Source organism: Phycisphaeraceae bacterium, assembly GCA_020639155.1.
Classification (GTDB): domain Bacteria; phylum Planctomycetota; class Phycisphaerae; order Phycisphaerales; family UBA1924; genus JACKHF01.
Map to the genome: position 1 here is coordinate 586,145 of JACKHF010000001.1, position 24,395 is coordinate 610,539.

19 protein-coding genes are annotated in these 24,395 nt (G+C 55.6%); 13 read left to right on the forward strand and 6 right to left on the reverse strand.

The genetic code is table 11. The features are described 5' to 3' along the window. The first annotated feature begins 23 nt into the window (after positions 1-23). The 4 genes from H6815_02515 (at position 24) to H6815_02530 (ending at position 1,884) form a co-directional block, all read left to right on the forward strand. Positions 24-395 (forward strand): cupin domain-containing protein, encoded by a 372-nt coding sequence (locus H6815_02515; GenBank protein MCB9859299.1) that lies wholly within the window; start codon positions 24-26, stop codon positions 393-395. 198 nt (positions 396-593) lie between these two features. Continuing rightward, positions 594-902 (forward strand): ribosome-associated translation inhibitor RaiA, encoded by a 309-nt coding sequence (gene raiA / locus H6815_02520; GenBank protein ID MCB9859300.1) that lies wholly within the window; start codon positions 594-596, stop codon positions 900-902. A gap of 30 nt (positions 903-932) precedes the next feature. Beyond that, the gene (locus H6815_02525; protein MCB9859301.1) at positions 933-1,409 is read left to right on the forward strand and encodes a PTS sugar transporter subunit IIA; all 477 of its coding nucleotides are present in this window, start codon (positions 933-935) and stop codon (positions 1,407-1,409) included. Positions 1,410-1,596: 187 nt separating this feature from the next. Continuing rightward, a complete protein-coding gene (locus H6815_02530) occupies positions 1,597-1,884 on the forward strand; it encodes an HPr family phosphocarrier protein (GenBank protein ID MCB9859302.1) in 288 nt (95 codons plus the stop codon). An 8-nt stretch (positions 1,885-1,892) separates the two neighbouring features. Here H6815_02530 and H6815_02535 read toward each other — a convergent pair whose 3' ends face one another. After that, a complete protein-coding gene (locus H6815_02535; GenBank protein MCB9859303.1) occupies positions 1,893-2,786 on the reverse strand; it encodes a peptidyl-prolyl cis-trans isomerase in 894 nt (297 codons plus the stop codon). Between the two features lie 171 nt (positions 2,787-2,957). On the opposite strand from H6815_02535, the gene H6815_02540 reads away from it, so the two are divergent. The 7 genes from H6815_02540 (at position 2,958) to H6815_02570 (ending at position 12,384) form a co-directional block, all read left to right on the forward strand. Continuing rightward, on the forward strand, positions 2,958-4,094 hold the full coding sequence (locus H6815_02540) for a hypothetical protein (GenBank protein MCB9859304.1): 1,137 nt from the start codon (positions 2,958-2,960) through the stop codon (positions 4,092-4,094). 310 nt (positions 4,095-4,404) lie between these two features. Further along, the gene (locus tag H6815_02545) at positions 4,405-5,490 is read left to right on the forward strand and encodes a prepilin-type N-terminal cleavage/methylation domain-containing protein (GenBank protein ID MCB9859305.1); all 1,086 of its coding nucleotides are present in this window, start codon (positions 4,405-4,407) and stop codon (positions 5,488-5,490) included. 365 nt (positions 5,491-5,855) lie between these two features. Further along, on the forward strand, positions 5,856-6,974 hold the full coding sequence (locus tag H6815_02550) for a prepilin-type N-terminal cleavage/methylation domain-containing protein (protein ID MCB9859306.1): 1,119 nt from the start codon (positions 5,856-5,858) through the stop codon (positions 6,972-6,974). A 372-nt stretch (positions 6,975-7,346) separates the two neighbouring features. Continuing rightward, on the forward strand, positions 7,347-8,471 hold the full coding sequence (locus H6815_02555) for a prepilin-type N-terminal cleavage/methylation domain-containing protein (protein MCB9859307.1): 1,125 nt from the start codon (positions 7,347-7,349) through the stop codon (positions 8,469-8,471). A 397-nt stretch (positions 8,472-8,868) separates the two neighbouring features. Continuing rightward, the gene (locus tag H6815_02560) at positions 8,869-9,993 is read left to right on the forward strand and encodes a prepilin-type N-terminal cleavage/methylation domain-containing protein (GenBank protein ID MCB9859308.1); all 1,125 of its coding nucleotides are present in this window, start codon (positions 8,869-8,871) and stop codon (positions 9,991-9,993) included. Between the two features lie 207 nt (positions 9,994-10,200). Continuing rightward, positions 10,201-11,328, forward strand: coding sequence for a prepilin-type N-terminal cleavage/methylation domain-containing protein (locus H6815_02565; protein ID MCB9859309.1), 1,128 nt, complete (start codon positions 10,201-10,203; stop codon positions 11,326-11,328). 87 nt (positions 11,329-11,415) lie between these two features. Beyond that, positions 11,416-12,384 carry a phosphoglycerate dehydrogenase gene (locus H6815_02570; protein MCB9859310.1) on the forward strand — a complete coding sequence of 323 codons (969 nt, stop codon included), beginning with the start codon at positions 11,416-11,418 and terminating at the stop codon, positions 12,382-12,384. Positions 12,385-12,432: 48 nt separating this feature from the next. On the opposite strand, the gene H6815_02575 is transcribed toward H6815_02570, so the two are convergent. The 3 genes from H6815_02575 to H6815_02585 all read right to left on the reverse strand — a co-directional run bounded on the left by H6815_02575 (position 12,433) and on the right by H6815_02585 (position 15,626). Continuing rightward, complete coding sequence (locus H6815_02575) at positions 12,433-13,926, reverse strand: leucyl aminopeptidase family protein (protein MCB9859311.1); 1,494 nt, start codon at positions 13,924-13,926, stop codon at positions 12,433-12,435. Positions 13,927-13,988: 62 nt separating this feature from the next. Then, positions 13,989-15,119, reverse strand: a complete 1,131-nt coding sequence (locus tag H6815_02580) for an NTP transferase domain-containing protein (GenBank protein MCB9859312.1) — start codon at positions 15,117-15,119, stop codon at positions 13,989-13,991. Between the two features lie 36 nt (positions 15,120-15,155). Continuing rightward, on the reverse strand, positions 15,156-15,626 hold the full coding sequence (locus H6815_02585; protein MCB9859313.1) for a hypothetical protein: 471 nt from the start codon (positions 15,624-15,626) through the stop codon (positions 15,156-15,158). Between the two features lie 151 nt (positions 15,627-15,777). On the opposite strand from H6815_02585, the gene H6815_02590 reads away from it, so the two are divergent. After that, positions 15,778-20,364, forward strand: coding sequence for a PQQ-binding-like beta-propeller repeat protein (locus H6815_02590; GenBank protein MCB9859314.1), 4,587 nt, complete (start codon positions 15,778-15,780; stop codon positions 20,362-20,364). On the opposite strand, the gene H6815_02595 is transcribed toward H6815_02590, so the two are convergent. Together H6815_02595 and H6815_02600 are read right to left on the reverse strand one after the other, a co-directional pair. After that, positions 20,365-21,300, reverse strand: coding sequence for a UbiA family prenyltransferase (locus tag H6815_02595; GenBank protein ID MCB9859315.1), 936 nt, complete (start codon positions 21,298-21,300; stop codon positions 20,365-20,367). Positions 21,301-21,320: 20 nt separating this feature from the next. Further along, a complete protein-coding gene (locus H6815_02600; GenBank protein ID MCB9859316.1) occupies positions 21,321-23,081 on the reverse strand; it encodes a tryptophan 7-halogenase in 1,761 nt (586 codons plus the stop codon). A 137-nt stretch (positions 23,082-23,218) separates the two neighbouring features. Here H6815_02600 and H6815_02605 point away from each other — a divergent pair, with 137 nt between their 5' ends. Then, the gene (locus tag H6815_02605) at positions 23,219-24,346 is read left to right on the forward strand and encodes a hypothetical protein (GenBank protein MCB9859317.1); all 1,128 of its coding nucleotides are present in this window, start codon (positions 23,219-23,221) and stop codon (positions 24,344-24,346) included. Positions 24,347-24,395: the final 49 nt, after the last annotated feature.

Consider the following 24,395-nt stretch of genomic DNA (forward strand, 5'->3'; position numbering starts at 1 on the left):
ACGAAACAGAAAGGGAGGCCGAAATGGCACAACGCGCGCAACTCTTTGTGTGGGACGATCTTCCGACCGATCAGCCTATGGCGAGAATCGATCGCAAGCGCATCATCGGATCGCAGATGATGCTCTCGCATGTGACACTGCACAAGGGATTCAAGGTTGGTGTGCACACACACGAGAACGAGCAGTTTGCGGTACTCCTTTCTGGTCGCATGGTGTTCACACTTGAGGATGGCCCAGACGGTGCATCACGCACTATCGAGATGACGGCCGGTTCCGTGCTCCATCTGCCATCAAATGTCCCTCACGGTGCCGAAGCGGTCGAGACCAGTGTCATTCTGGATCTGTTCAGCCCACCCAGTGAGAAAACGGGTGTAGACAAGACACCTTCTGAATAACACACCTGATTCAGGCGACACCCGTCAGCACACCCGTACAAACCATCCCTGACAGCATTGTTCTTGGGGTTTGGCTCTGCCACGCCTAAACTGATACCGGAACACGGTCGAATCGCTGTCTGGCTCGTTCGGCTGCTGGCCGGGGAGCACTGGCATATCAGCAATCATGCAGACAGAGTTGTACACATGGAGGTCACAATGCGCATCGACGTCATTGGGCGTGGCATTGACATCACAGACGCTATCAGAGAACATACCGAGACGCATGTCGGCAAACTTCCTCGGTACTACGACCGGGTCCAGCAAATTGAGGTGACCGTCGCCCAACTCGACCACACCCACCACCCGACGTTCGACGTCGAAATGAATATTCATGTGGAGCACCACGACGCATTTATCTGTCATGCTCGCAGCGATGACGTCTATTCAGCCATTGATCAGGCAACGCAGAAGGGCGTCAGGCTGCTGACAGACTTCAAGGACAGGCTCCGTACTGAAAAGCGTTAGACGCGATACGCTCTACGGGAAAACGCATCAATGAAGCTCCTCGATTTCATCGAACCACAAGCCATCGTGCCGTCACTGACCAGCACGTTCCGCGATGATGCGATCGCGGAGTTGTTCGCAGCACTTGTCGGTGCCGGAATGATCAACGAGGAAACATCGCGCGAACTCATGGCGAAAGTACTTGAGCGTGAAAAGCGTGACTCGACCGGGTTCGGGATGGGCATTGCGGTACCCCACACCAAGCACGTAAAGGTCACAAAGATGATGGCTGCGGTCGGCATCAGCAGGAAGGGGATTGATTTCCAGTCGCTCGATCGTCAGCCGGTATACTCGATCATCCTGCTGCTCAGCCCCGCTGACAAGCCGGAAGAACATCTGCAGGCGATGGAAGCTATTTTCACCTGCCTGAATCGCGACTCTTTTCGTCGCTCACTCCGCAATGCAGAGAACGCCGAAGCGGTTGTGGAGCTTCTGACCGAAGCAGACGCCCAACGGCAGGCGTGGTAATCGGTCGTTCGTATTCGTCCACGTGACACGCGCTCGTGGCTGAAAGAGAAAATCAGACCTGTCGGTCGAACACTGATCGACAGCGCATCGTTGAAATCACACCGATGAGTTCACTCATCGGGACGACATCTGAGATGTTGTTGCTCTTGAACCGTGCGTCATTCATCTGTCCGCACCCGTGAGGACCATGCAGAACACCGTGGCAGACAAACTGCAAACCATCGTCACTATTGTCAATCGCTTGGGCCTCCATGCCCGACCGGCGATGGCGCTCGTGGACGTAGCAAACACGTTCCCCTGCGAAATCACACTTGCGCGCAAGAACCAGTCTGTCAACGCGAAGTCTGTCATGGAAGTGCTGCTCCTCGCTGCAACACAAGGGTCCGAGCTCACAATCACCGCAAAAGGCGACAAGGCACAGGAAGCCTTGGACGCGTTGAGTGATCTGGTTGCGCGGGGATTCGACGAGGACTAACCGACTATCTATCGATCATGAACACCGTTCCATGACCACGCAAGCGATGGATCCAGAGGCTGAACAACCACACCAGCTGTAAGTTGGCGCACCATCGCGTCCATATGCACACGTTCCTGGCGAAGCACCAGTTCACGTTTGAGTTCGTTGCGCACCGCTTCAAACTGCACACCATCCGGCGGGTACGTTTCCTCAACCCACACGAGTGCATACTGACCATCTCCGAGCGCAAGGACTTGGGATATTGTACCGGGAGTCGTCGTTGCTATCGCGTTGCGTATGACCTCGGGATATGCAGGATCCGATGGGCTGACCCGCAACATGAGTCCGCCCTGCTGCGCTGTGACATCTGTAGAGTGAATCACTGCCTGCGCAGCAAACTCCAGACGACCGAGAGTTCCAGTACGAGCCGCCATGTCGTGCCATATCTTCTCAACAATCGCGCGATCGCGGACAGTCATCACGCGGAACGTTACAGTCTCACCATGCACAATATCAAAGCGATCTTTGATCAAATCATCTGTTACAACCACCATCGGCTGAACAAGCATGCGAAGCATTGCAGTGCGCCGCAGCACACGATCAAAGCGCACTGGTCCCAAGCCACGGGAGATACGAAGTTCATCCAACGAAACACTCTCATTGCCCGATGCTACCAACGATCCAAGCACAAGTGAACGCTCCTGATCGACCAGCTCCTGTGTCAGCACCAGCCCTGCATTCTCGAATGCTCTGGCCACAGCACGATCCAGCACGACTTCGGCGAGCGCTGATTCACCTGCAATCTCACTCAACATCGGCAGGAGTCCATCCCACGACACCTCTGTTCCATCAATCAATGCAGCAGGACGGTCCAGGTGCATCCTGTCCGGCATCGTTGTCGACTCTGACAACCTCGTCATATGTGGGTCAATGGTCGTGCTGGAACATCCACCAAGCCCAAATGCCAGCGGAACACTGCCGCCCACCAAGACGGATAGCAATAGACCCCGAGTTCTGATCGTTGTGCGTTTGTACAGATTGCAGCGTGCTGGAACCATCCAGCAATCGTAGAGTATGGGATGGATGATGCGATGAGCAGTCAGGATCAACCAGCACAATCGCCACAACTGGGTCGTGCGCAGCAGTCCACGGTCGTGATGGTGCTGTGCCCATATTGCGGCGAAATATCAAATAGCCCACGCCAATGCTCCCACTGCAAGGGACTCTTTGAACCGCTTTCTCGTCAGGCAACACAAAACGCAATGGGGCCGTGGTTCCTGCATGATCCAATCCATCCGTTCCGACCCGGATGTTCGTTTGATGTGATCAGAACCATGATTGCAAAGGGAAGAATCACACGCGACACAGTTATCCGCGGTCCAACAACAATGCAGTTCTGGTCACTCGCAGGGAGAACACCAGGCGTTGCACATTTGCTCGGTGTATGCCACGCGTGCAACTCACCAACTGATACCAATGCCAACGTATGCACGCAGTGTCAGGCTCCCTTTGATGTTCCTGATGATCGCCAGTATCTTGGGCTTGGACCTGTTCGTATTGTGCCCGGCCATCCGATGCCATCACCCCAGCAGAGCGCCTCGTACACGCCGCCACAGCAAACGCGCTTCGAGCCTCACACCCAAGTCGAACCAACTCCGCAAACGCCTACACTGCCCACCTTTTCAACTGAAAAAGCGAGCGAGCGAGGCCTTGGTCCCTTGATTGCTCTTGGCATCAGCATGCTCGCAATCGGTTCGGTCCTCGGCGGAGGAGTTGCATGGTCTCTGCTCCAGCGCACTGAGAGAACAGATCCGGAGAAACCTGTTTCGTCTGCAACACATGCTGAAAACACGCCAGATGAGCCTGCCTCAACTGCGCCAGCAGATGCTGAAGAACATGCCACACCGGTGCAGACTGTGCCCAGCGAGCCCAAGACGCTCAGCGACAACACACCCGTCGTACCGAATGGCGCATCACCCACGAAAAACCCAATCACGACTGAAGATCAAGAGATCAACACCGAGGTGCTGGCAAAGGCTCGATCGCTGCTCGCAGAACTGCGCAACGCCGCATCATTCACAACACAAAGGACAGGTATTGAATCGCTACAAAGTTATTTGGACCAGATGACGGAGAAAGGCCAATCAGAAGAAACAATGTCGCTTTCTCAAGCCGAGACCTGGCTCAGTTCAAATCTCGCCGCATTTCGCTGGCTTTCCCCGCAATAAGACAACAAGTTTTTCATTAACTGCAACCCGTCTGGTCTACACACAAAAACTATTCAATTTGAGACCAATGGGACATTTTTTGGAACAACTCTTCCGCGTTGTGTATCTACTGTACTAACTCGAAACTTCGGCGGGGGCCGAGGCGTTTCGGTTGCGCACGCATCGTGAATAGGTTGCGCCAAGGTGCGATGGGGTCGCAAGATCTCGACTCACTTTCGGGCGATGTCGGTGCGCGCTTTATTTTTTGACATTGTGTCTCACGCGCATTTGCACGGGTTCCCCTCGTTGGCTGAAAATGCCGGGAGCACATATGAAGTTGATATCAAAGAAGTGGCGCACACGATCGCGCAGATCTCGGGGATTTACACTGATTGAACTGCTGGTGGTTGTCGCGATTATCGCGCTTCTCATCGGTATTCTGCTGCCAGCACTGGGTGAGGCGCGCAGACAGGCAAAGCTCGCGCTGAGCATGTCAAACCTCAAACAGATGGGGGTCGCAACAGCGAACTACGCCTCAGACTACAAGGACAAGATTGCCAGCTTTTCGTGGAAAGCAAACAAACCAATGCCAGTCCAGTCTGGTCTGGCAACCCTCATCACAGCTGCTGACGACATGCAGGCTGCAGCCAACCAGGCGGTTGACATCATCCGCAACCGTTCCGGTCGCGATGACATCCAGCGCATCGACAATCTCGTGCCACACATCAGGTACTCGCATCTTGTTCTGAATGACTATCTGCAGCAAAAGCTGCCAGAACGCATGGTTGTCGATCCCGGCGACTTCACGCTGCTCAGTTGGCAGGACGATCCGGTGAACAAACACGATCAGAACTTCTGGATGCCGAATCAGGAAGCTGCATCTGCCGCTAACAAGCGCTGGCCATACAGTTCCAGCTACCAGATGGTTCCAGCCGGGTTTGACCGAACAAATATGCCGAATCGAGTCACTCAAGCAACCGATAATGTTCGCGGATACAACTTCAACCGAACCAACTTGAGGCTTGGCGACAAAGGCAGGACCGGCGTGTCTTTCCCTGCTGCAAAGGTCGAGTGGATTATGCTCATGCAGTTCCACTTCGGCAAACGAAACAGATTCTTTGCGGATGCCCAGGCACGTGTCCCCAACTCGTTCTTTGATGGCTCAGTTCGTGTTGTTGCAACCAAGGACTCGAACCCCGGGGGGAATCCAAACCTGCCAACAGCAACGAACGTGTACATGAACAGTACGTATGTACCCAAAGCGTGGGAACCCCAGACCCCGGATGGTTCAACGAGCTTTGTCTTTGACCGCCTGTACTACCGCTGGACACGTTCGGGCCTGAAGGGCATCGACTTCAACGGTGGCCTGAATGAGACGACCGGCAAGTACGAGGAGGTCGTCAGTTCAGGGTACTAAGCCCTTGGCAAAAGTCACCCTCCTGCTTGGAGTTGGCAATCAAACCAAAGCCAACCTTCGCATACGGCGAAGGTTTGGCTTTTTCTATTCCTGCTTGAGAGCATTCTCGAAATTGTGTTACAGCTCGTTCTTTTCATGGAACTGAAATATCTGGACGGCTGTATACTCTGGTCACATGTCGTGATCGTGGTGGGCAGGATCGTTGGATTCGGTGTTGCGTGCTGCGACGAAAAGCGGGCCTACCGGCTGCTTGTTCGTTCTTGAGCAAAGGGTCGGTTGCGCTGTTTATGGTATGACATTGTGTCTCATGCGCAAGCGTTCCAGAGCTCCATTGTGGCCCATGTGGCCGGGAGTTTGTCATGTCGATGTTGTTGAAGGAGTGGCGTGCGCCGTCGCGTCCAAAGCGAGGGTTCACTCTCATCGAGTTGCTCGTGGTCGTTGCGATCATCGCGCTGCTCATCGGTATCCTCCTGCCAGCGCTCGGTGAGGCGCGAAGGCAGGCGAAGCTCGCACTGTCTATGTCCAACATCAAGCAGATGGGAGTGGCGACAGCCAACTACGCATCTGACTTCAAGGACAAGATGTCGTGCTTCTCGTGGCAGGCTGGAAAAGCCATGCCGATCCAGAGCGGACTCACGACGCTCATCACTGCACCAACCGGTGCCAATGGCGATGTGCAGGCAGCTGCGAATCAGGCTGTCGACATCCTCAGGTTCAGAGCGGGCCGTGGCAACGGCACAGCTTCGCCGATCACACAGATCCAGACTTGGATCCCCCACGTGCTCTACTCGCACCTTGTTGTCAACGACTATCTGCAGCAGAAGCTACCCGAACGCATGGTTGTTGATCCGGCCGACTTCGCTCGCTTGAGCTGGCAGGACGATCCGGTCAACAAGTACGAGAAGAACTTCTGGACGCCGAATCAGGTACCGTTTTCTGGCAATGACACCCGTCGCTGGCCGTACAGTTCGAGCTACCAGATGGTGGCCTGCGGCTACGACCGAGGCGCCCCAGTCAACGGACGTATCACACAAGATCCAACAAACACCAGCTCGTATGTAATGCCGACCAGTCCTGCTGGCGCGTTGCTTGGTGACAAGAAGCGTTCGGGTGTGTCGTTCCCCGCTGGCAAGATCGAGTGGATGATGCAGGAGCAGTACCACTTCGGCAAGCGCAACCGCTACTTTGCCGACGAGCAGGCACGGGTTCCAAACGGGTTCTTCGACGGCTCGGTCCGTGTCGTTGCCACTCGTGATTCAAACCCGGGCGGCAATCCCAACTTCCCGACCCAGGTCAACACCTACATGGCCAGCGTGTATATCCCCAAAGACTGGGAAGCACGCGGACCGGACGGCTCGGGTAACTACCCGTTCGATCGTCTGTACTACCGCTGGACACGCTCGGGCATGAAGGGCATCGACTTCAACGGTGGCCTGAACGAGACGACCGGCAAGTACGAGGAGATCGTCAGCGCTGGGTATTGATTGATCTCGGATCCAAAGATCATCCTCGAATAAGGATGATCAACGTGAATCTCCGACCCGGCCTGTGGACAACCGCAGGCCGGGTTTTGTTTGCATTTTGAACGATCTTAATCTGTTTTTGTTTGGGTTGCTTTGTATTTTATCTCCAGATGTGCAGATCAACCCTCGCAACTCAATCCAAAATTATGTAGTATGAAATTGTTAACGGACAGTTTATGTTTCTCCGGATACGTGGCTATCGCATTTTTCAGCTTCTCTGGCTGGAGGATGTGTTCGAACCGAAGCTCGTCTCACGTTGTTATTCATGGCATTGTGTCTGATGTGAGGACCAGCGGGTCGTTCAGTGCAGGCCCATGTGGCCGGGAGTTTGTTATGTCGATATTGTTGAAGGAGTGGCGTGCGCCGTCGCGTCCAAAGCGAGGGTTCACCCTCATCGAGTTGCTCGTGGTCGTTGCGATCATTGCGCTGCTCATCGGTATCCTCCTGCCAGCGCTCGGTGAGGCGCGAAGGCAGGCGAAGCTCGCACTGTCTATGTCCAACATCAAGCAGATGGGAGTGGCAACAGCCAACTACGCGTCTGACTTCAAGGACAAGATGTCGTGCTTCTCGTGGCAGGCTGGAAAAGCCATGCCGATCCAGAGCGGACTCACGACACTCATTAATGCACCGGCAGGTCCTGGAGGTGATGTGCAGGCAGCTGCGAACCAGGCTGTCGACATCCTCAGGTTCAGAGCGGGCCGTGGCAACGGCACAGCTGCGCCGATCACACAGATCCAGGGCTGGATCCCCCACGTGCTCTACTCGCACCTTGTTGTCAACGACTATCTGCAGCAGAAGCTGCCCGAACGCATGGTTGTTGATCCGGCCGACTTTGCTCGCTTGAGCTGGCAGGACGATCCGGTCAACAAGTACGAGAAGAACTTCTGGACACCAAACCAACCCTCATTCGGAGGTAACACAGACCGTCGCTGGCCGTACAGCTCCAGCTACCAGATGGTGGCCTGCGGCTACGACCGAGGCGCCCCAGTCAACGGACGTATCACACAGAGCACAGCGCACACAAGCTATTACCAGATGCCGACCAGTCCTGCTGGCGCGTTGCTCGGTGACAAGAAGCGTTCGGGTGTGTCGTTCCCCGCTGGCAAGATCGAGTGGATGATGCAGGAGCAGTACCACTTCGGCAAGCGCAACCGCTACTTTGCCGACGAGCAGGCACGGGTTCCAAACGGGTTCTTCGACGGCTCGGTCCGTGTCGTTGCCACTCGTGATTCAAACCCGGGCGGCAATCCCAACTTCCCGACCCAGGTCAACACCTACATGAACAGTGTGTATCAACCTCGCGACTGGGAAGCACGTGCTCCTGATGGCTCGGGTAACTACCCGTTCGATCGTCTGTACTACCGCTGGACACGCTCGGGCATGAAGGGCATCGACTTCAACGGTGGCCTGAACGAGACGACCGGCAAGTACGAGGAGATCGTCAGCGCTGGGTATTGATTGATCTCGGATCCAAAGATCATCCTCGAATGAGGATGATCAACGTGAATCTCCGACCCGGCCCGTGGACAACCGCAGGCCGGGTTTTCTTCGTAATTGAGCAAACAAGCTGCATTTACATGAACATTTTCGACTTTTTGCCATCAAATCAGGTCTTTGTTTGGATTTATTTCTGGTTTACCGCGAATCATCTCTTAGAATGCATTTGGACGAAACTGACATAGAGCGATCAACAGTGACAGCGTTGTATGCAAAGACGTCAGCAGCATTTTTCAGCTTCTCTGGCTGGAGGATGTGTTCGAACCGAAGCTCGTCTCACGTTGTTATTCATGGCATTGTGTCTGATGTGAGGACCAGCGGGTCGTTCAGTGCAGGCCCATGTGGCCGGGAGTTTGTTATGTCGATATTGTTGAAGGAGTGGCGTGCGCCGTCGCGTCCAAAGCGAGGGTTCACCCTCATCGAGTTGCTCGTGGTCGTTGCGATCATCGCGCTGCTCATCGGTATCCTCCTGCCAGCGCTCGGTGAGGCGCGAAGGCAGGCGAAGCTCGCACTGTCTATGTCCAACATCAAGCAGATGGGAGTGGCAACAGCCAACTACGCGTCTGACTTCAAGGACAAGATGTCGTGCTTCTCGTGGCAGGCTGGAAAAGCCATGCCGATCCAGAGCGGACTCACGACGCTCATCACTGCACCAACCGGTGCCAATGGCGATGTGCAGGCAGCTGCGAACCAGGCTGTCGACATCCTCAGGTTCAGAGCGGGTCGTGGCAACGGCACAGCTGCGCCGATCACACAGATCCAGGGCTGGATCCCCCACGTGCTCTACTCGCACCTTGTTGTCAACGACTATCTGCAGCAGAAGCTGCCCGAACGCATGGTTGTTGATCCGGCCGACTTTGCTCGCTTGAGCTGGCAGGACGATCCGGTCAACAAGTTCGAAAAGAACTTCTGGACGCCGAATCAGGTACCGTTTGCTGGCAATGACACCCGTCGCTGGCCGTACAGCTCCAGCTACCAGATGGTGGCCTGCGGCTACGACCGAGGCGCCCCAGTCAACGGACGTATCGTACAGAGCGCAGCGAGCACAAGCGCATACCAGATGCCGACCAGTCCTGCTGGCGCGTTGCTTGGTGACAAGAAGCGTTCGGGTGTGTCGTTCCCCGCTGGCAAGATCGAGTGGATGATGCAGGAGCAGTACCACTTCGGCAAGCGCAACCGCTACTTTGCCGACGAGCAGGCACGGGTTCCAAACGGGTTCTTCGACGGCTCGGTCCGTGTCGTTGCCACTCGTGATTCAAACCCGGGCGGCAATCCCAACTTCCCGACCCAGGTCAACACCTACATGGCCAGCGTGTATATCCCCAAAGACTGGGAAGCACGCGGACCGGACGGCTCGGGTAACTACCCGTTCGATCGTCTGTACTACCGCTGGACACGCTCGGGCATGAAGGGCATCGACTTCAACGGTGGCCTGAACGAGACGACCGGCAAGTACGAGGAGATCGTCAGCGCTGGGTATTGATTGATCTCGGATCCAAAGATCATCCTCGAATGAGGATGATCAACGTGAATCTCCGACCCGGCCTGTGGACAACCGCAGGCCGGGTTTTTATACCATCGCGCAATCAGATTTCATATTGGACTTTTCAGGGAACCTCGTGATTTCGCCGACGAATCTGTGGTAAAATGTTTCCAGCACACTGCTTTATGAGCATTTGAGGTGCTGCACATGCGAAAAGACTTTGGACAACCCAGTACGGCATCTCTTCTTTGCAAGAAACAAAGTTTTCGTAACTGGAAGGGATTTACACTGATTGAGCTGCTCGTGGTCGTTGCGATCATTGCGCTGCTCATCGGTATCCTCCTGCCAGCGCTCGGTGAGGCGCGAAGGCAGGCGAAGCTCGCACTGTCTATGTCCAACATCAAGCAGATGGGAGTGGCGACAGCCAACTACGCATCTGACTTCAACGGACTCACCGCATCGTTTTCATGGCAGCCTGGCAAGCCGATGCCAACCCAGTACCCAGATCTTGTTATGGTCCCATCAACCCAACCGATGCAGGCCGCAGCAAACCAAGCAGTCGATATACTGCGTAGGAGAACAGGCAGAGAGAATCCCAGTTCAAACGGATTTGTTGTCATGACCCAGTGGATTCCGTTTGTTCTTTATTCACATCTTGTCGTCAACGACTATCTACAGCAGAAGCTGCCCGAACGCATGGTTGTCGATCCTGCTGATTATGCACGTCTGAGCTGGCAGGACGATCCAATCAACAAGTTTGATACCGGCTTCTGGCAACCTGTGCAGCCTCCGCCATCACAGAACAACCGTCGCTGGCCATACAGTTCCAGTTACCAGTACGTTCCCGCAGCCTATGACAGGAGCAATGTCGGCGCACGCATTGAACAGGGACAGTTTACCGAGGTGTACGTGTATGGCGAGAACACGAGACTCGGCCAGCGCTCACGTGCGTCGGTCTCATTTCCAAGCCGGAAGGTGGAGTGGATGATGGAAGCACAACTCCACTTCGGCAAACGCGACAGGTACTTTGCTGATCCACAGGCCCGGGTGCTCAACGGGTTCTTTGATGGTTCGGTGCGAATCGTTGCGACAACCGATGCGAATCCTGGTGGTGCTCCAAACTCGCCGCAACTGCTCGCTGTACACGTACCGCTCAGCACAGCAAACTATTACCCCTCGTCGTGGGAACCAAAGAATCCTCGCGGCGACCACGGCATCTACCCGTTCCAGGCATTGTACTATCGCTGGACTCGCTCCGGCCTGAAGGGTATTGACCTGAACGGGGGCGAGAACGACAACGGCACATTCAACGAGATCGTTTCCTCAGCGTATTAAAGCGTCACCAGTTTCATGTGAAATCCCTAACTGCGAGGCTCTACACTGGGGCACGTTTTTTCATCGCGCATTGGGCAGGAGTTCACAATGAAAGTGCTTATCGCAGACAAGTTCGAGGACTTCGGCATTGATGCCCTGAAGAGGCTTGGGTGTGAGGTCAGTTCAGATCCCTCTCTCAGCCCCGAGACGCTAATTGCAGCAATCAGCGCGTTTCAGCCAGATATTCTCATTGTTCGATCGACGAAGGTCCCCGCAGCTGTCATTGATGCTGCTTCCAGTGTCAAACTCATCATTCGTGCTGGCGCAGGGTACGACAATATCGATTGTGCCGCTGCTGCAGCAAGGCACATCGGTGTGTGCAACTGCCCGGGGATGAACGCGATAGCTGTCGCTGAACTTGCGATGGGTCATCTCATCGCGTGTGATCGAAATCTCATGGACCAGAAAACTGCATTGATGCAGGGCAAGTGGAACAAGAAAGGGTTCGCTGGCGCGCGCGGGCTCAAGGGATCAACGCTGGGAATCGTTGGGCTTGGTGCGATTGGCAAAGAACTGGCAAAGCGCGCTCGTGCATTTGACATCAACCTGATCATCTGGTCACGTTCCATCACACCCGAAGCTGCAGCCGAACTGGGCGCAACATGCGCTGGCAACGATCGTGCAGCGCTGCTGAACATGCTCCCGCAGTGTGATCATGTGTCGATTCATGTTGCATCCGCGCCGGACACGGATGGGATGTGCGATGAGACGTTTTTCGCCGCAATGAAACCGGGTTCGACATTTATCAATACGGCTCGCGGAAGTGTGTGCGATGAGCAAGCACTTATCGATGCTATCAAAGCAAAGAACATCCGCGCAGGCGTTGATGTGTATGCGCATCAGCCCGGCACGGGTGAAGCAGATTTCACCTGTGAAGTTGCTTCGCTGCCCGGGTGTTCCGTTTCCCACCACAACGGCGCATCAACCGATCAGGCCCAGCGCGCTGTTGCTGAAGAAACTGTGCGCATTGTGAAGCAGTTCATGGACTCCGGCGAGTTCCTGCATCGTGTGAACTGAAAAGGGAGGCCCGTTGCCTCCCTCTGATCGATCAGTTGTTTCAAGCACTCAGCCGCGGTACGACTCAACCGCCTGTGCAATCAGACGCGCACCGAACCCCGTTGGGCCGGGGATGAACGGACCTGAATCCTTGTCTGTCGCGTGTGTGCCAGCGATATCGAGATGGCACCACGGGATGCTGCCGTCGACAAAGTAGCTCAGGAACGCTGCTCCCTGGATAGGATGCGCCTCGCGAACGGGCGCTGAGTTTACGATATCTGCAATTGGTGATTTCATCATTGCACGATACTCGGCATGATGGGGCAGACGCCATACGCGTTCGCCCGATCGACCGGATGCCTCCTCAACCGCTGTTCGCAGTTTGTCGTCATCGCACCACATGCCGCAGTGAACAGAACCGAGTGCAACAACAACACCGCCGGTGAGTGTTGCGCAGTCAAAGATTGCAGCGGGGTCCTCCATCTCGCACGCCCAGCACAGACCATCTGCAAGTACGAGTCTGCCTTCGGCATCGGTATTGGTCACCTCAACCGTCACACCATTGCGGTATGTGATGACATCGTCAGGACGGTATGCTTCGTCGCTGATCGAGTTCTCTGCACACATGAGCAGCGCAACAACAGGCACACGGGGCTTGATGGTTGTTGCGATCGCATGCATCGCACCAATAACCGCGCATCCACCATCCTTGTCGCGCTTCATGCCCTTCATGCCGTTGTTGATCTTGAGACTCAAACCACCTGAGTCATAGGTCATTGTCTTGCCGACCAGTACGATCGGCTTTGATCGGGCGCTTCCGCGCGGCGGTGTGTACTCAAGGCGCACCATGCACGGCGCATTCTCTGACGCTTTGCCAACATTGATAAGGCCAACAAATCGTTCTTTTTCAAGCTGTTCGCCCTTGAACACGGTGCATTTCAGACCAACTGAACGAGCCATCTCCTCACAGGCCTTTGCCATGTACTCAGGCGTTGCGATGTTGGGTGGTGTCTGTGACAGTGTTCGCGTCACGTTGGATGACTTTGCGAGTTCCAGCCCGCGCTCAATCCCATGATGCATCACTCGATCGGAGCAATGCACGTGCAGATTGGTGCGCGTTGGCAATGTCGTTGCCGTTCCTCGTAAATGGTCAAAGTTCCACGAGATCAAACCAAGACCAACGCCGATCGCCTCGGCAAGTTCACCTTTATCACGCTTGAGTTGCGATGCAGGACCTGCAAGGTCTACTTCTACTGAAGTCGCATTGATCGCGCTGAGTTTGCGACCGATCATACCGCCGACTGTGCGCATGGCGCTTCGGCAGCAGTCTGCCTTTGCACCAAGACCAATGAGAAGCACACGACCGCATCCCTTGACACCGAACACCTCAACAATCGAACCCAGTGCGCCGGTCGCATCATTGCGTGACAGCGCGGCAGAAATCAGACCGTTTGTGTCGTGAGCGCGCGTCTTTGTGTCGAGCTTCTCGCCCTGGAAGTATCCGATAGCGAGCGCATCAACAGTGGATGTGCGGGAGGTTGCAACAGTAACGGATTGAAACATGGAAATCGATCCTTATCTTGCTTTGTGTGTATGGTGAGAAAAATCACCTGAAACTGAGGCGGTTACTTTAGGTCGTCCGGAAGCTTCGCGTGAATCTTTTTCAGATCCTCAGCCCTGTCTCGCGGCATAATCAGCGTTGCATTCGGCGTCGTGATAACGATAAGATCACTGCACCCCAGCATTGCCACAGTGTGTCCAGCCTGCCCCGCAACGAGATTGCCCGAACTGTTTTCACTGACCACCTGCACACCGCTGGCACGGTTGTTGTTCGAATCCGCAACCAGTGTCTCGGCGTAGCTTGGCCACGATCCAACATCCAGCCATGACAGATCCATCAGTACCGTGCAAACAGCGGAGGGCGACTCGCGCGACGCAGGCTCCATGACAGCATAGTCGATACTCTTCTTTTCGAGTGTCGGATACAACTCGCACAGTGTTTCCTGCTGCGCCGATGTCCCCCACTGCTGCTGGATCGCGCGGAGAGTATTGTAGATTGCTGGCATGTGCTTGTGCAGACGCTGCATGATGGTCGACGCGCGCCAGACAAACATGCCGCTGTTCCATCCGAAATCGCCGGACACAAGGTATTGCTTCGCGGTCACTTCATTCGGCTTTTCAACAAACCTCTCCACAGAGAATGCGATGGGGTTGCCGTTGTATGTTGCGCCTGGATCCGCGAGCGCGTGGGCACGCTGCACATATCCGAACCCGGTGGCTGGGTACGTCGGCTGGATTGAGAACGTCACGAGACGTGATGGCTCAGCTTCAACAAGTGAGAATCCTACTGCCATGCGCGCTGCGAACACATCGACAGGCTCGATGATATGGTCGGCTGTCAGAATGCAGAACACAGCGTCGGGATCGTGCTTCTCAAGCACCGCCGCTGCAAACCCAACCGCACTGGTTGTGTCCCGTCCCTCCGGCTCTCCCAACAGGTTCTCGCGCGGCACCTGTGGGAGTGAGGTTGCAATCTGATCAATGTATGCCTGCCCAGTGCAGATAAAAACACGCTCGATTGGGACAACGCGAGTCGCGCGCTCAACCGCGAGTTGAAGCAGCGATTTAGCCTGCTCGTCTCGCTCAATAAACGGGATCAACTGCTTGGGCGTGGATTTTCGCGACATCGGCCAGAGACGCGTTCCTGCTCCCCCGGCCATGATGACAGCATACCGATGCTCTGTGAAATCAGTCATGCGGGAGTTTAGACGACGTAAAACGCTGCCGTTGAGTTACTGGGTTGCAGGGACCATCGCGATAAACTCGGGACCGCCATGCTCCTCGGTCAGCCACTCGCTGAAAACACCAACGGTCTCGATGGCTTCCATGTAGATCGTCCACTGGAACATCAACCACAACAGCATGACAACACCGAGCCATGCTGCCAGTTCTCCGACCTGTGATCGCCGACAGAAGAACAGCAACACAATAGCGGTACCAGCGGTTGCTATCTTGTACCCGATCACATGCAACGGATTACCCGAAGCCATGACAAACCTTGCGATGGGATTTCCCTCAAGAAAGCCTGGACCCATCGCATGTGCCAGCGTCATGTACAGGTCACCGCAGGAGAGAAGTGTAATGGCGATCAGCAACCAGATAACACGGCGCGACCGATGCGAGGGCGATGCCCATTCCTGGATAACGTTTGCAATCCAGCGGGTTGATTGTGCCAGGCTGTGTGGCTGAGAAGCCAGCGCCATACCGTACCCTCCGCACGAAAGATCAAACTGATTCGTCTATACGGGTCGGTCTCCTCTGGAATTGCGCAATTCTTTTGTCTCGGGCTGACCAAAGGCACAAGTTGCGCCGAATAGAACACTGGTGCCGGTTGTCTGCATTGGAGTGATTTTCATGAAGTTCCAGCGGGAAACACAGCAGAAGCTGGTGCAGGCTCGTGGAACACCTTCATTTTCCACGCCTCCGGGCCCGACCTATAACTACCAGCAGATGCGAATGCGTTGTTGTTCTGAAATCACCCGACTTCGTGGAACACTGAGTCTGATTGCTGTTACGCTGGTGTTGTTTGTCGCCAGCACCCGCGCACACGCGCAGGTTGAAGGCAACCCCGTCTATCTGAACGACTCGCCCCGAGCTGCAGCCATTCTTCGCGATCTCCCGAATATGGTGCGGGTCGGCAACCAGACTGAAGCAGTCAGATCGCTGCAGACGCTGCTCACGCAGGAACCCGACCGGGTGATCAACACTATGGGCTGGGCAGAACCGCATGCAGGAACTGCTCGTTCGATGGTTGACCCGCAGCGCTGGTTAAATGAGGACAAGGACCTGTTTGTCTCTGTCCGTTCACAGGTTCACGCAGCATTGCTCGCATCGCCCGAGCTGCTGGACCGGTACCGGCGCACGTATGAGCCAGAAGCAAAGGCTGCACTCGAACGAGGTGAGCACGAGCAGGTTGAAGCGCATTATCTTCTAACATCTTCTGGCTTTGTTGCAGCGCTTCGTATCGCGCAGGATCAGATTGAGCACGCGCATTTCGGAAGCGCATACCGCACGCTCTGCCAGCTTGAGCACCATCCAGAGATGCAGGACGATGCGATGCGAACTCGGGCAGCATCGATCGCTATTAATCTTGTTTCATGGAGTGCATCACAGGACGCTGTCGCACTTGCTGGGCGTTGGTCCAGCGGGATTGCAGGTATGCAGGTTCCTGTTTCACCAAACACGTGGCCGGATCGCGCGCGCCTGCAGCAAATCGATCTGCTCAATAGCGCGAGCGATCTTGTACCAGAGAACAACAGGCAAACTGTCGCGACACAGATTCCGGATGAGCCTCTCAACACTATCGCACTTGATTGGCCGGAACGCGTCAGCAATACAAGCACACTCAGCCCGCCCGAGCTCCGCGACGAATCCGGCAACGTGATCAGCAACACACTCTGGGTGTTCCCATCCGTATGGAATGATCTGTTGATTATCAACGATGGAGTCTGGATCCGCGCGCTGGATCGGTACACGCTCGAACCGGTCTGGCACACCATGCCACAAATGACACCGGGTGCCCAAGGCATCGACAGCGAGCAATCCAAAGCATGGCGCATCAGGCTGGAAATGACCGCGGGCAAGGATATGGCAGATCCCACAACGGTCAGCATCACCGATGGTGTCGTTGTCGCAACAACCGGGCTGGCAGATCCCTCATCAAACAACCGCAATGGTGATCCCCGTGTGCACGGCTTCAAAGCCGAAACCGGCGAGGTGATGTGGAGTGTCAACGTCCAGTCGCTCGATCCGACACTTGCAAACACCACGATTCGAGGACCGGTCGCTATTGATGACGGCATTGCTGTTGTCACCCTTATCTCCAGCGGACAAAGCACCCGTGTCAAGAGTCGGTATCTCGTCGGTCTTGATCTGTGGACTGGCGCGTTTCGGTGGTCACGTCTTGTCGGCATTGAGGGATGGGTGCCGTGGCAGCCGGAACAGCGCGAGCGCGTTGTGAACGCGAGCATTGCCACCGACGGATGCGTATTCACCACAGACAAACTCGGTGTCATTGCAGCCTACGAGATCTCCAACGGCCGCCCGTTGTGGGTTCGTCAGTTCGACACACCCGCACAGGTCACGCTGATGCCACGCAGAGTGTGGGAGATCATGACGCCTGTTGTCGCCAATAACACACTATTCAGTGTATCGCCAGACAGATCAGCACTACTCGCGATCAACGCGACAACTGGCAGGATCGATGCGCAACGTCCCGCATCAACACTGGGGAATCCCGCGTACCTTGTGCGCGTCGGAGAGTATATCGGTGGGCTTGGCGCATATGGCGTCGGGTTTCTTCCCATTGAATCCTTTGCATCGGCACGACCAAAGCTCATCGAGATGCGAGAACTTCTTGGTCGTGCGGTGCCTGTCCAACGTGAAACTGGAAGCACCAGTGTGTGGTCGCTCCTCAGTCCAACAATGGACGGCTACACGTTCATACCACCAGATGCTCCAACAAAGCAGGACATTGTGCAGCTTGATCGTGCAGGTCAGGTTCTTGCAATGCCTGACCAGGTGCTCGCATGCGATGGAAGAGCGGTCCACATATATCTGACATGGTCGCGCGCAAACCATCTGTTGCGTGCACGCATGGAATCATCTGAGAACGACCCGCGACCGGCGCTCTCATTTGCAAAGTTCGCGTTCATGCTCGGCGAATATCAGGATGTTCTGCAGGCGCTGGATACCGCACTTCGTGCGGTCGAGTCAAAGGAGGGCACGGAACTGGTTGATGCTCGTGCGAGGACGCACACGTCGATGATGGAGTTGCTGACGCTGGGTGTCGAACGCATTAGCAGATCACCGCAGAACAAAATCGTGAAAGCTCCAACTGCCGATCTGCTCGACGAGGTTGGCACGCGTATCGAACGGCTCACCACAACAGACATCGAGCGCGTTCACACGGCCTTCGCCATGGGCAAGCTGCACGAGGTAGCGCATCGACCAGATCTTGCGCTTCGCAGATATCACGACATCCTTGCCAATCAGCTACTCGCATCCCAGATGTACTCAGCAAACGGTAGAACAAGAGATGCTGCGTCAATCGCCACGGATCGGATCCGGAGCATCGCAGCAGAGTTTGGTCGCACCGCGTATGCCCAGTTTGACGCTGAAGCTGAGATCGCCTGGGAGCGTGCCCAGAACAGTGGCGATGTCGCCAGCTACGAGCGCACAGCCGTCATGTATCCAGGCGCCGAGATCACTCCACTGGTCTGGCGTATGGTTGCACAGTTCTGGCGCGATCAGCCGGATCCGCTTTCGAGCGCAAAGACAATCAGCTCGCTCCGGTGCGCACTTGATGCCGCAGAAGCAAACATGCGGATCGATGCCACTGACAGCACACGAGCGGTCGAAGACCTGTATCTTGGCTCGCAGCAACTCGCTGAAGCGTTCGCATCTCAGTCACGTTACGCCACCGCACTGAGTCTGCTGCATCGCATCGAACAGACCTATCCCTCGATACGTTCGGCCAATCCTGACGCCCCTTCGTTTGCATCGTTCGCTGCAGATCTCAAATCGCGACTCGGTGCAAGCACACGGCGCGCTCGAATCGGAACGCAGTTCTCGCCTCATGCGCAATCTATTTCGAGCTGGATTCACATGAAACCTGTGCTCCGAGAGTTTGGTGACCTCGCAACGGAGCACGTGATGCTGATGTCACGCACCGAGCGGAGAATCGGGCTGTTCGGCGCAACCACCTCAGCAGTTCAAAGCAGTGCTGGCATTGATCCGCTGTCAGAACCGCTTCAGCCAATCTGGTTCCGTGATCTGAATGAAATCGAGCCAGACCTGCTTCGGTGTGATCAGGAGTGTGTCTATCTGACATGGCCAACCTCCGCCGGTTATGTCTTTGAGTGCATTGACGCGATCACCGGCGAGACACGCTGGAGGACAGATCCTTTCAGATCGCTCTTCCCTCGAGATGATGCGTTCGCGCAGATGCTCATTGATGATCGAGGGGCGCCTCGCATTGTTGATATTCCCAATGTCGGCATGCGTCAGTTGCAGGAAGTCGTTGTGTCGATGTCGGACTCCCAACTCGCCGCTGTCGAACGGAGCGGACGCATCGTCGTGTTCGATCTGGCAACCGGCAGGGAGACGATGAAGCAGGTCTCATCAATTCGCGTGGTACAGGATGCTGACATCCTTGATGGTGTCCTCACTGTCATCGGTCGCGAAAAAACACCGCAGCCAGTTGATCGTGGCGGACTGCCAGAGTCATCCCAGTCGGTTGCGCTTGTGTACGACACCGCCACACAGCAGCAGTTGGTCGAGTTTCGCACTATTCTTGGTCCGGCGCACTGGTGCAGGGTGCTGAGCAGAGACAGAATCATTGTTGCCTCCACACTGGAGGTTGTCGCACTGACAACGGCGGATCGCTCGGGCAAGGCTCCTGTTGCATGGCGTTTACAGCATGACGTAAGTGAGCAGGCCGTTGATGCGTGGGCCTACGCGGGCAGTGTTGCATTGTTCCTGGAGAACGAGTCGCTGCGCGTTGTTAACGCGGCTGATGGCACAGTGCTCAATGAGAATGTCCGAACAGATGATCGCATCGGTCTTTCCTCGCGCACGAGAGCAATCGAGGTGAACGGAAATCTCGTGATAAGCTCCAGCAAGGGCGTCATTGTTATCGATTCACATGGTGATACCGTCGGCATCGATTCGCTCGGTACATCGCCGGCGCTGTTACCCGGTGAGGTTGCAAGCGATGTACTCGTGAGTGCTGTGCGCACGCCAAGCGTCTATGTCAATGGCACCGGCAGATACCAGTTGTACGTATTCTCGACGGGAGACGCGTCACTGCTCGCTACACAGGATATCGTGCTCCCGCAGGCTCCAAGCTATCTCTCGCTGCTCGACGGCTGCATTGTGATGACCAGCGGCGGCTCGACCCATGTTGTGTTTACAACAGCCGATGCGTCATCGCCCGAATGATCACGCAAATATATCAATAGCGCCCGCGATACCGAGCACGCAACTCACAATACCGTTCAGCGTAAAGAACGCCATTGCCAGTCCTTTCTCGCCCTGCTTCATCAGAACAAGGTGCTCGGCTGCAAGAAGCATGACTGCTGCTACAACACCCAATCCAAACACGATACCGAACCTTGTGTCTTGCTGCCATGCGAGCACCAGCATCACGATCGCTATCACATGGAAGACCCTGCTGACCCAGAGTGCCCCGTCTGCACCCAGCGCAGCTGGGATGGAATGAAGCTTCTTTTCGCGATCGAACGAGAGATCCTGCAATGCATAGATCACATCGAACCCGGCCACCCAGAACACAACCATGCCCGCGAGCAACCACAACGCGGGCATGTCGGCGACCGCTTCGGGTTGCATCGCAATACCTGCCGCGATTGGGCTGGCTGCAAGCGCCCCGCCAAGAAACACATGACACAGCGCGGTAAAACGCTTTGTAAATGAATAGAGCGCAATCCAGCCCAATACCGGAATGCTCAGCACAACCGGCCAGATATTCCCATCCACAAACCAGAATCCCGAACATGCAGCCACAAACACCAGCGCGCTCACCAGCGCAATCTTAATACCATCAGCAAACAGAACTCTGCCCGACGCGATGGCGCGTCGAACAGTGCGTGGATTCTCGCTATCGATGTGCCGGTCCGCGAGCCGGTTCACAACCATCGCCCATGTTCGCGCGCACACCATGCACACCACCACAAGCACAAGCTTCAACCACGTTGTTGACGCTGGTTCTGTTCTGTCCCAAGCAAGCAATGCTCCCAGTACCGCAAACGGCAACGCAAACACCGAGTGGGCGAGTTTGATGTCCTTCGCCATAGCGCGAATAACACCCAGCGTGCCTGTAACAGCTGGTGCGGGTTGTGCAATCGTTGTATCAGACATCGGTCACAGGGTAGATAGTGTCACTGCGCATTGCCTGTCTTTCCCGCTTCCCGTTCGTCGCGTCTGTGGAGAGCCTCAAGCCCCTCATCGGACGACCTGAGCGAGAACGACTTGAAATCGATGGTTCGGCCGTTTGGCACCTTCTTTGCTTGCACCCATCCTGTCGAGATCATGCTCTCGAGCGCATAGACGTGATCGAGCATCACCCGATCTCGTTGATGCGGCGGGAACTGCGACGAGATGCTGGAGTACAGCAGATTGAGCATTTGCATGGAATCGGACGTCTGGTTGAGCAGGTTCACAAGGTTCGCATGGAGCCCAGTCTTTGGAAGAATGTACTGTCCCTTGCGCCAGCATGGGATGCGTTCGATCCGACCATTCTGGAGTAACGCGCCAAAATCATCCTTCGCGCCGGACAGGTTCAGATTCAAAGTTGACTGGTGGGCAACGGCAAGCTTCTCATCCTCACCAGAGAACATACCGACGAGCTTCCGGGCAGCGCCAATATCAAACGAACCCAGTTTATATCCTCGAATATCCTGGTTTGAGAACCCCCCCTGCGCAAGCCACCGCCATGCCTCGGCGGGGGACAATCGCAGTCCTGCCGATCGTGCTATCTCTCTGCAGTGCTCACGCAAATCCGTAAAACACCCGTTGGATGCGTACCAGTACTCAGCAAACCGGATGTGCTGATTAATGTTCGCACGGGTTTTGTCGTTGTACCAGTTGCGCAGCCAGTCGGCATCAATCTCAGCTCGTTCTATCTCAAGCAGCGTGTACGCAGCTTCGCGAGAGGACGTGTGCGCAAGTGTCATGCCTGCGGAAAGCACCGGGTCTGCAAACCCAGCGGCTTCACCAACAAGAAACCAGTTCTCCCCTGCAACCTGCTTTGCAAGATACGACCAGTCACGTGTCGATTCCACGTTACCACGCTGTGTCGCGTTCCTGATCAGCGGCTCGATTTGCGGATGCGCACGCGCGGTTTCGTTATAAAGTTCTGCGGGCGACTTTCCGGACTGCTTGTAATACGCGGCAGGGCACACAAGACCAATGCTGGTCCGTGTTGGCCCGATCGGAATGAACCACATCCATCCCCACGGCAAAGATCTGATCTGGATGCGTGTTGCACCAACACCGATTTTCACTGCCCACTCAGTGTTCTCCCAGTAATCCCAGAAGGCAATATTCTCCAGCACCTTCGGTGCATCAACTTTCACGCCGAGTGCCCGCCGCATCAGCCCGACATTTCCCGATGCATCAACGTACCAGCGTGCGGTCACCTGCTCGCCGGATTCGAGTTCAAGAGATTCAATGCGTGCGATCGGCGTGCCTTCGTTCTCTACATGCACCTTCGCAACACGTGCTGGTTGCAGCACATCTGCACCGCAGGACTTTGCATGATTCAGCAGGATGTCGTCATAGATCGCCCGATCCACCTGAAACGCGGTGGATCGTCGTTGCCCCTCAAACTTTGCGGGACGAGGTTCATCAACAAAGCTTTCAACATCATAAAAATCAAAGTCCCAGCTTTCCTGATCACGTCCCCAGGTCAATGACGCACCGATCTTGATTGGGAAGTTTGCTGCTTCAACCTTGTCCCACACGCCCATCTCGTTGAGCACGCCACTGATTGCGGGCAACTGGCTCTCGCCGATGTGGTCGCGTGGGAATACCTCGCGTTCGATCACGACAACGCGCAGTGCGGGGTTGTACTTCTTCAGCAGTGTTGAAACGGTGCTGCCCGATGGGCCGCCGCCGATGATGGCTACATCGCATTCCATAATGTGCAATCGTAAGCCGAACGTCGCACGGCTTCGATCCACGACATTTGTCGTTGCATACATATGAATGCAATAGACCCAGCAACGGGTCGTTTGCCTCGGAAACCCACCCAACCCGCATCACAAAGGAGAAGGTCATGCGTTACGCACTCGGCTTTGGTCTCGTCTGCGCACTGGGCACAATCGCAACCGCCCAACCCACCGGAAAGGACTGCACGAACACGTCTGTCAGCCTCACCCCGCTGATCGACCTCGCAGCAGGGCTGTATCAGGGATATGAGGGTGGGCTTTACCCTGGTGGGATCGATACGCCTCCGATCCCTCATCTGATTGCTGGCATCAATCGGGGAGAGCGTGTTCGGCCATTGAATGAGAGTGGGATCCCGGACCCCGATGGAACCATTGTGCTGCTCACCATTGGTATGAGCAACACGGGCATCGAATCAAATGCTCTGATCGATCGGTACGGTCACTTCGCAAACAGCAACGCGCGCGTGAAGGTTGTCAACGGCGCACAGAGTGGGCAGACAGCCGCGATCATTGCAGATCCCAGTGCTGCGTACTGGAGCAATGTTCTTGCAAAGCTGGAGGCAGCAAATGTCTCTCCAGCACAGGTCCAGGCTGTATGGCTCAAGGAAGCTGACAAGAACCCTACCGATCCATTCCCGGTGCATGCTGAAACACTGCGCGATGAGTTTGAATCGATCGTGAACATACTCACCGACATGTTCCCGAATCTGCGCCAATGCACATTGTCGAGCCGCATCTACGCGGGATACGGGCCCGGCCCACTCAACCCCGAACCCTACGCATATGAGAGTGGGTTCTCAGTGAAGTGGCTGATCGAGGATCAGATACAGGGCAAGCCATCGCTCAACTTCCATCCGTTGCAAGGACCTGTAGAGGCACCATGGCTGGGATGGGCTGCATACACATGGGCCGACGGACTTGTCCCGCGTTCTGACGGGCTTATCTGGGAGTGCGATGACTTTGCCAGCGACGGGGTCCACCCGAGCCAGCAGGGTGCAGCAAAGGTCGCAAATATGCTTGTCCAGACCTGGGCGAATGATCCGACAACACGTCCTTGGTTTGTTGGTTGCCAGCCCGACATGACAAACGATGGCAATCTCAATATTTTCGACTACATCGCATTCTCAAACGCCTACGTGAACAACTCGCTGCTCGCAGACTGCGATCACGATCGATCCCTGAGCATCTTTGATTTCATCTGCTTCGGCAACCAGTTCAGCATGGGCTGCCAATAAGCCTCGCGCCAAAGAGAACGCCCCGGCACACATCGCATGATGCGCACCG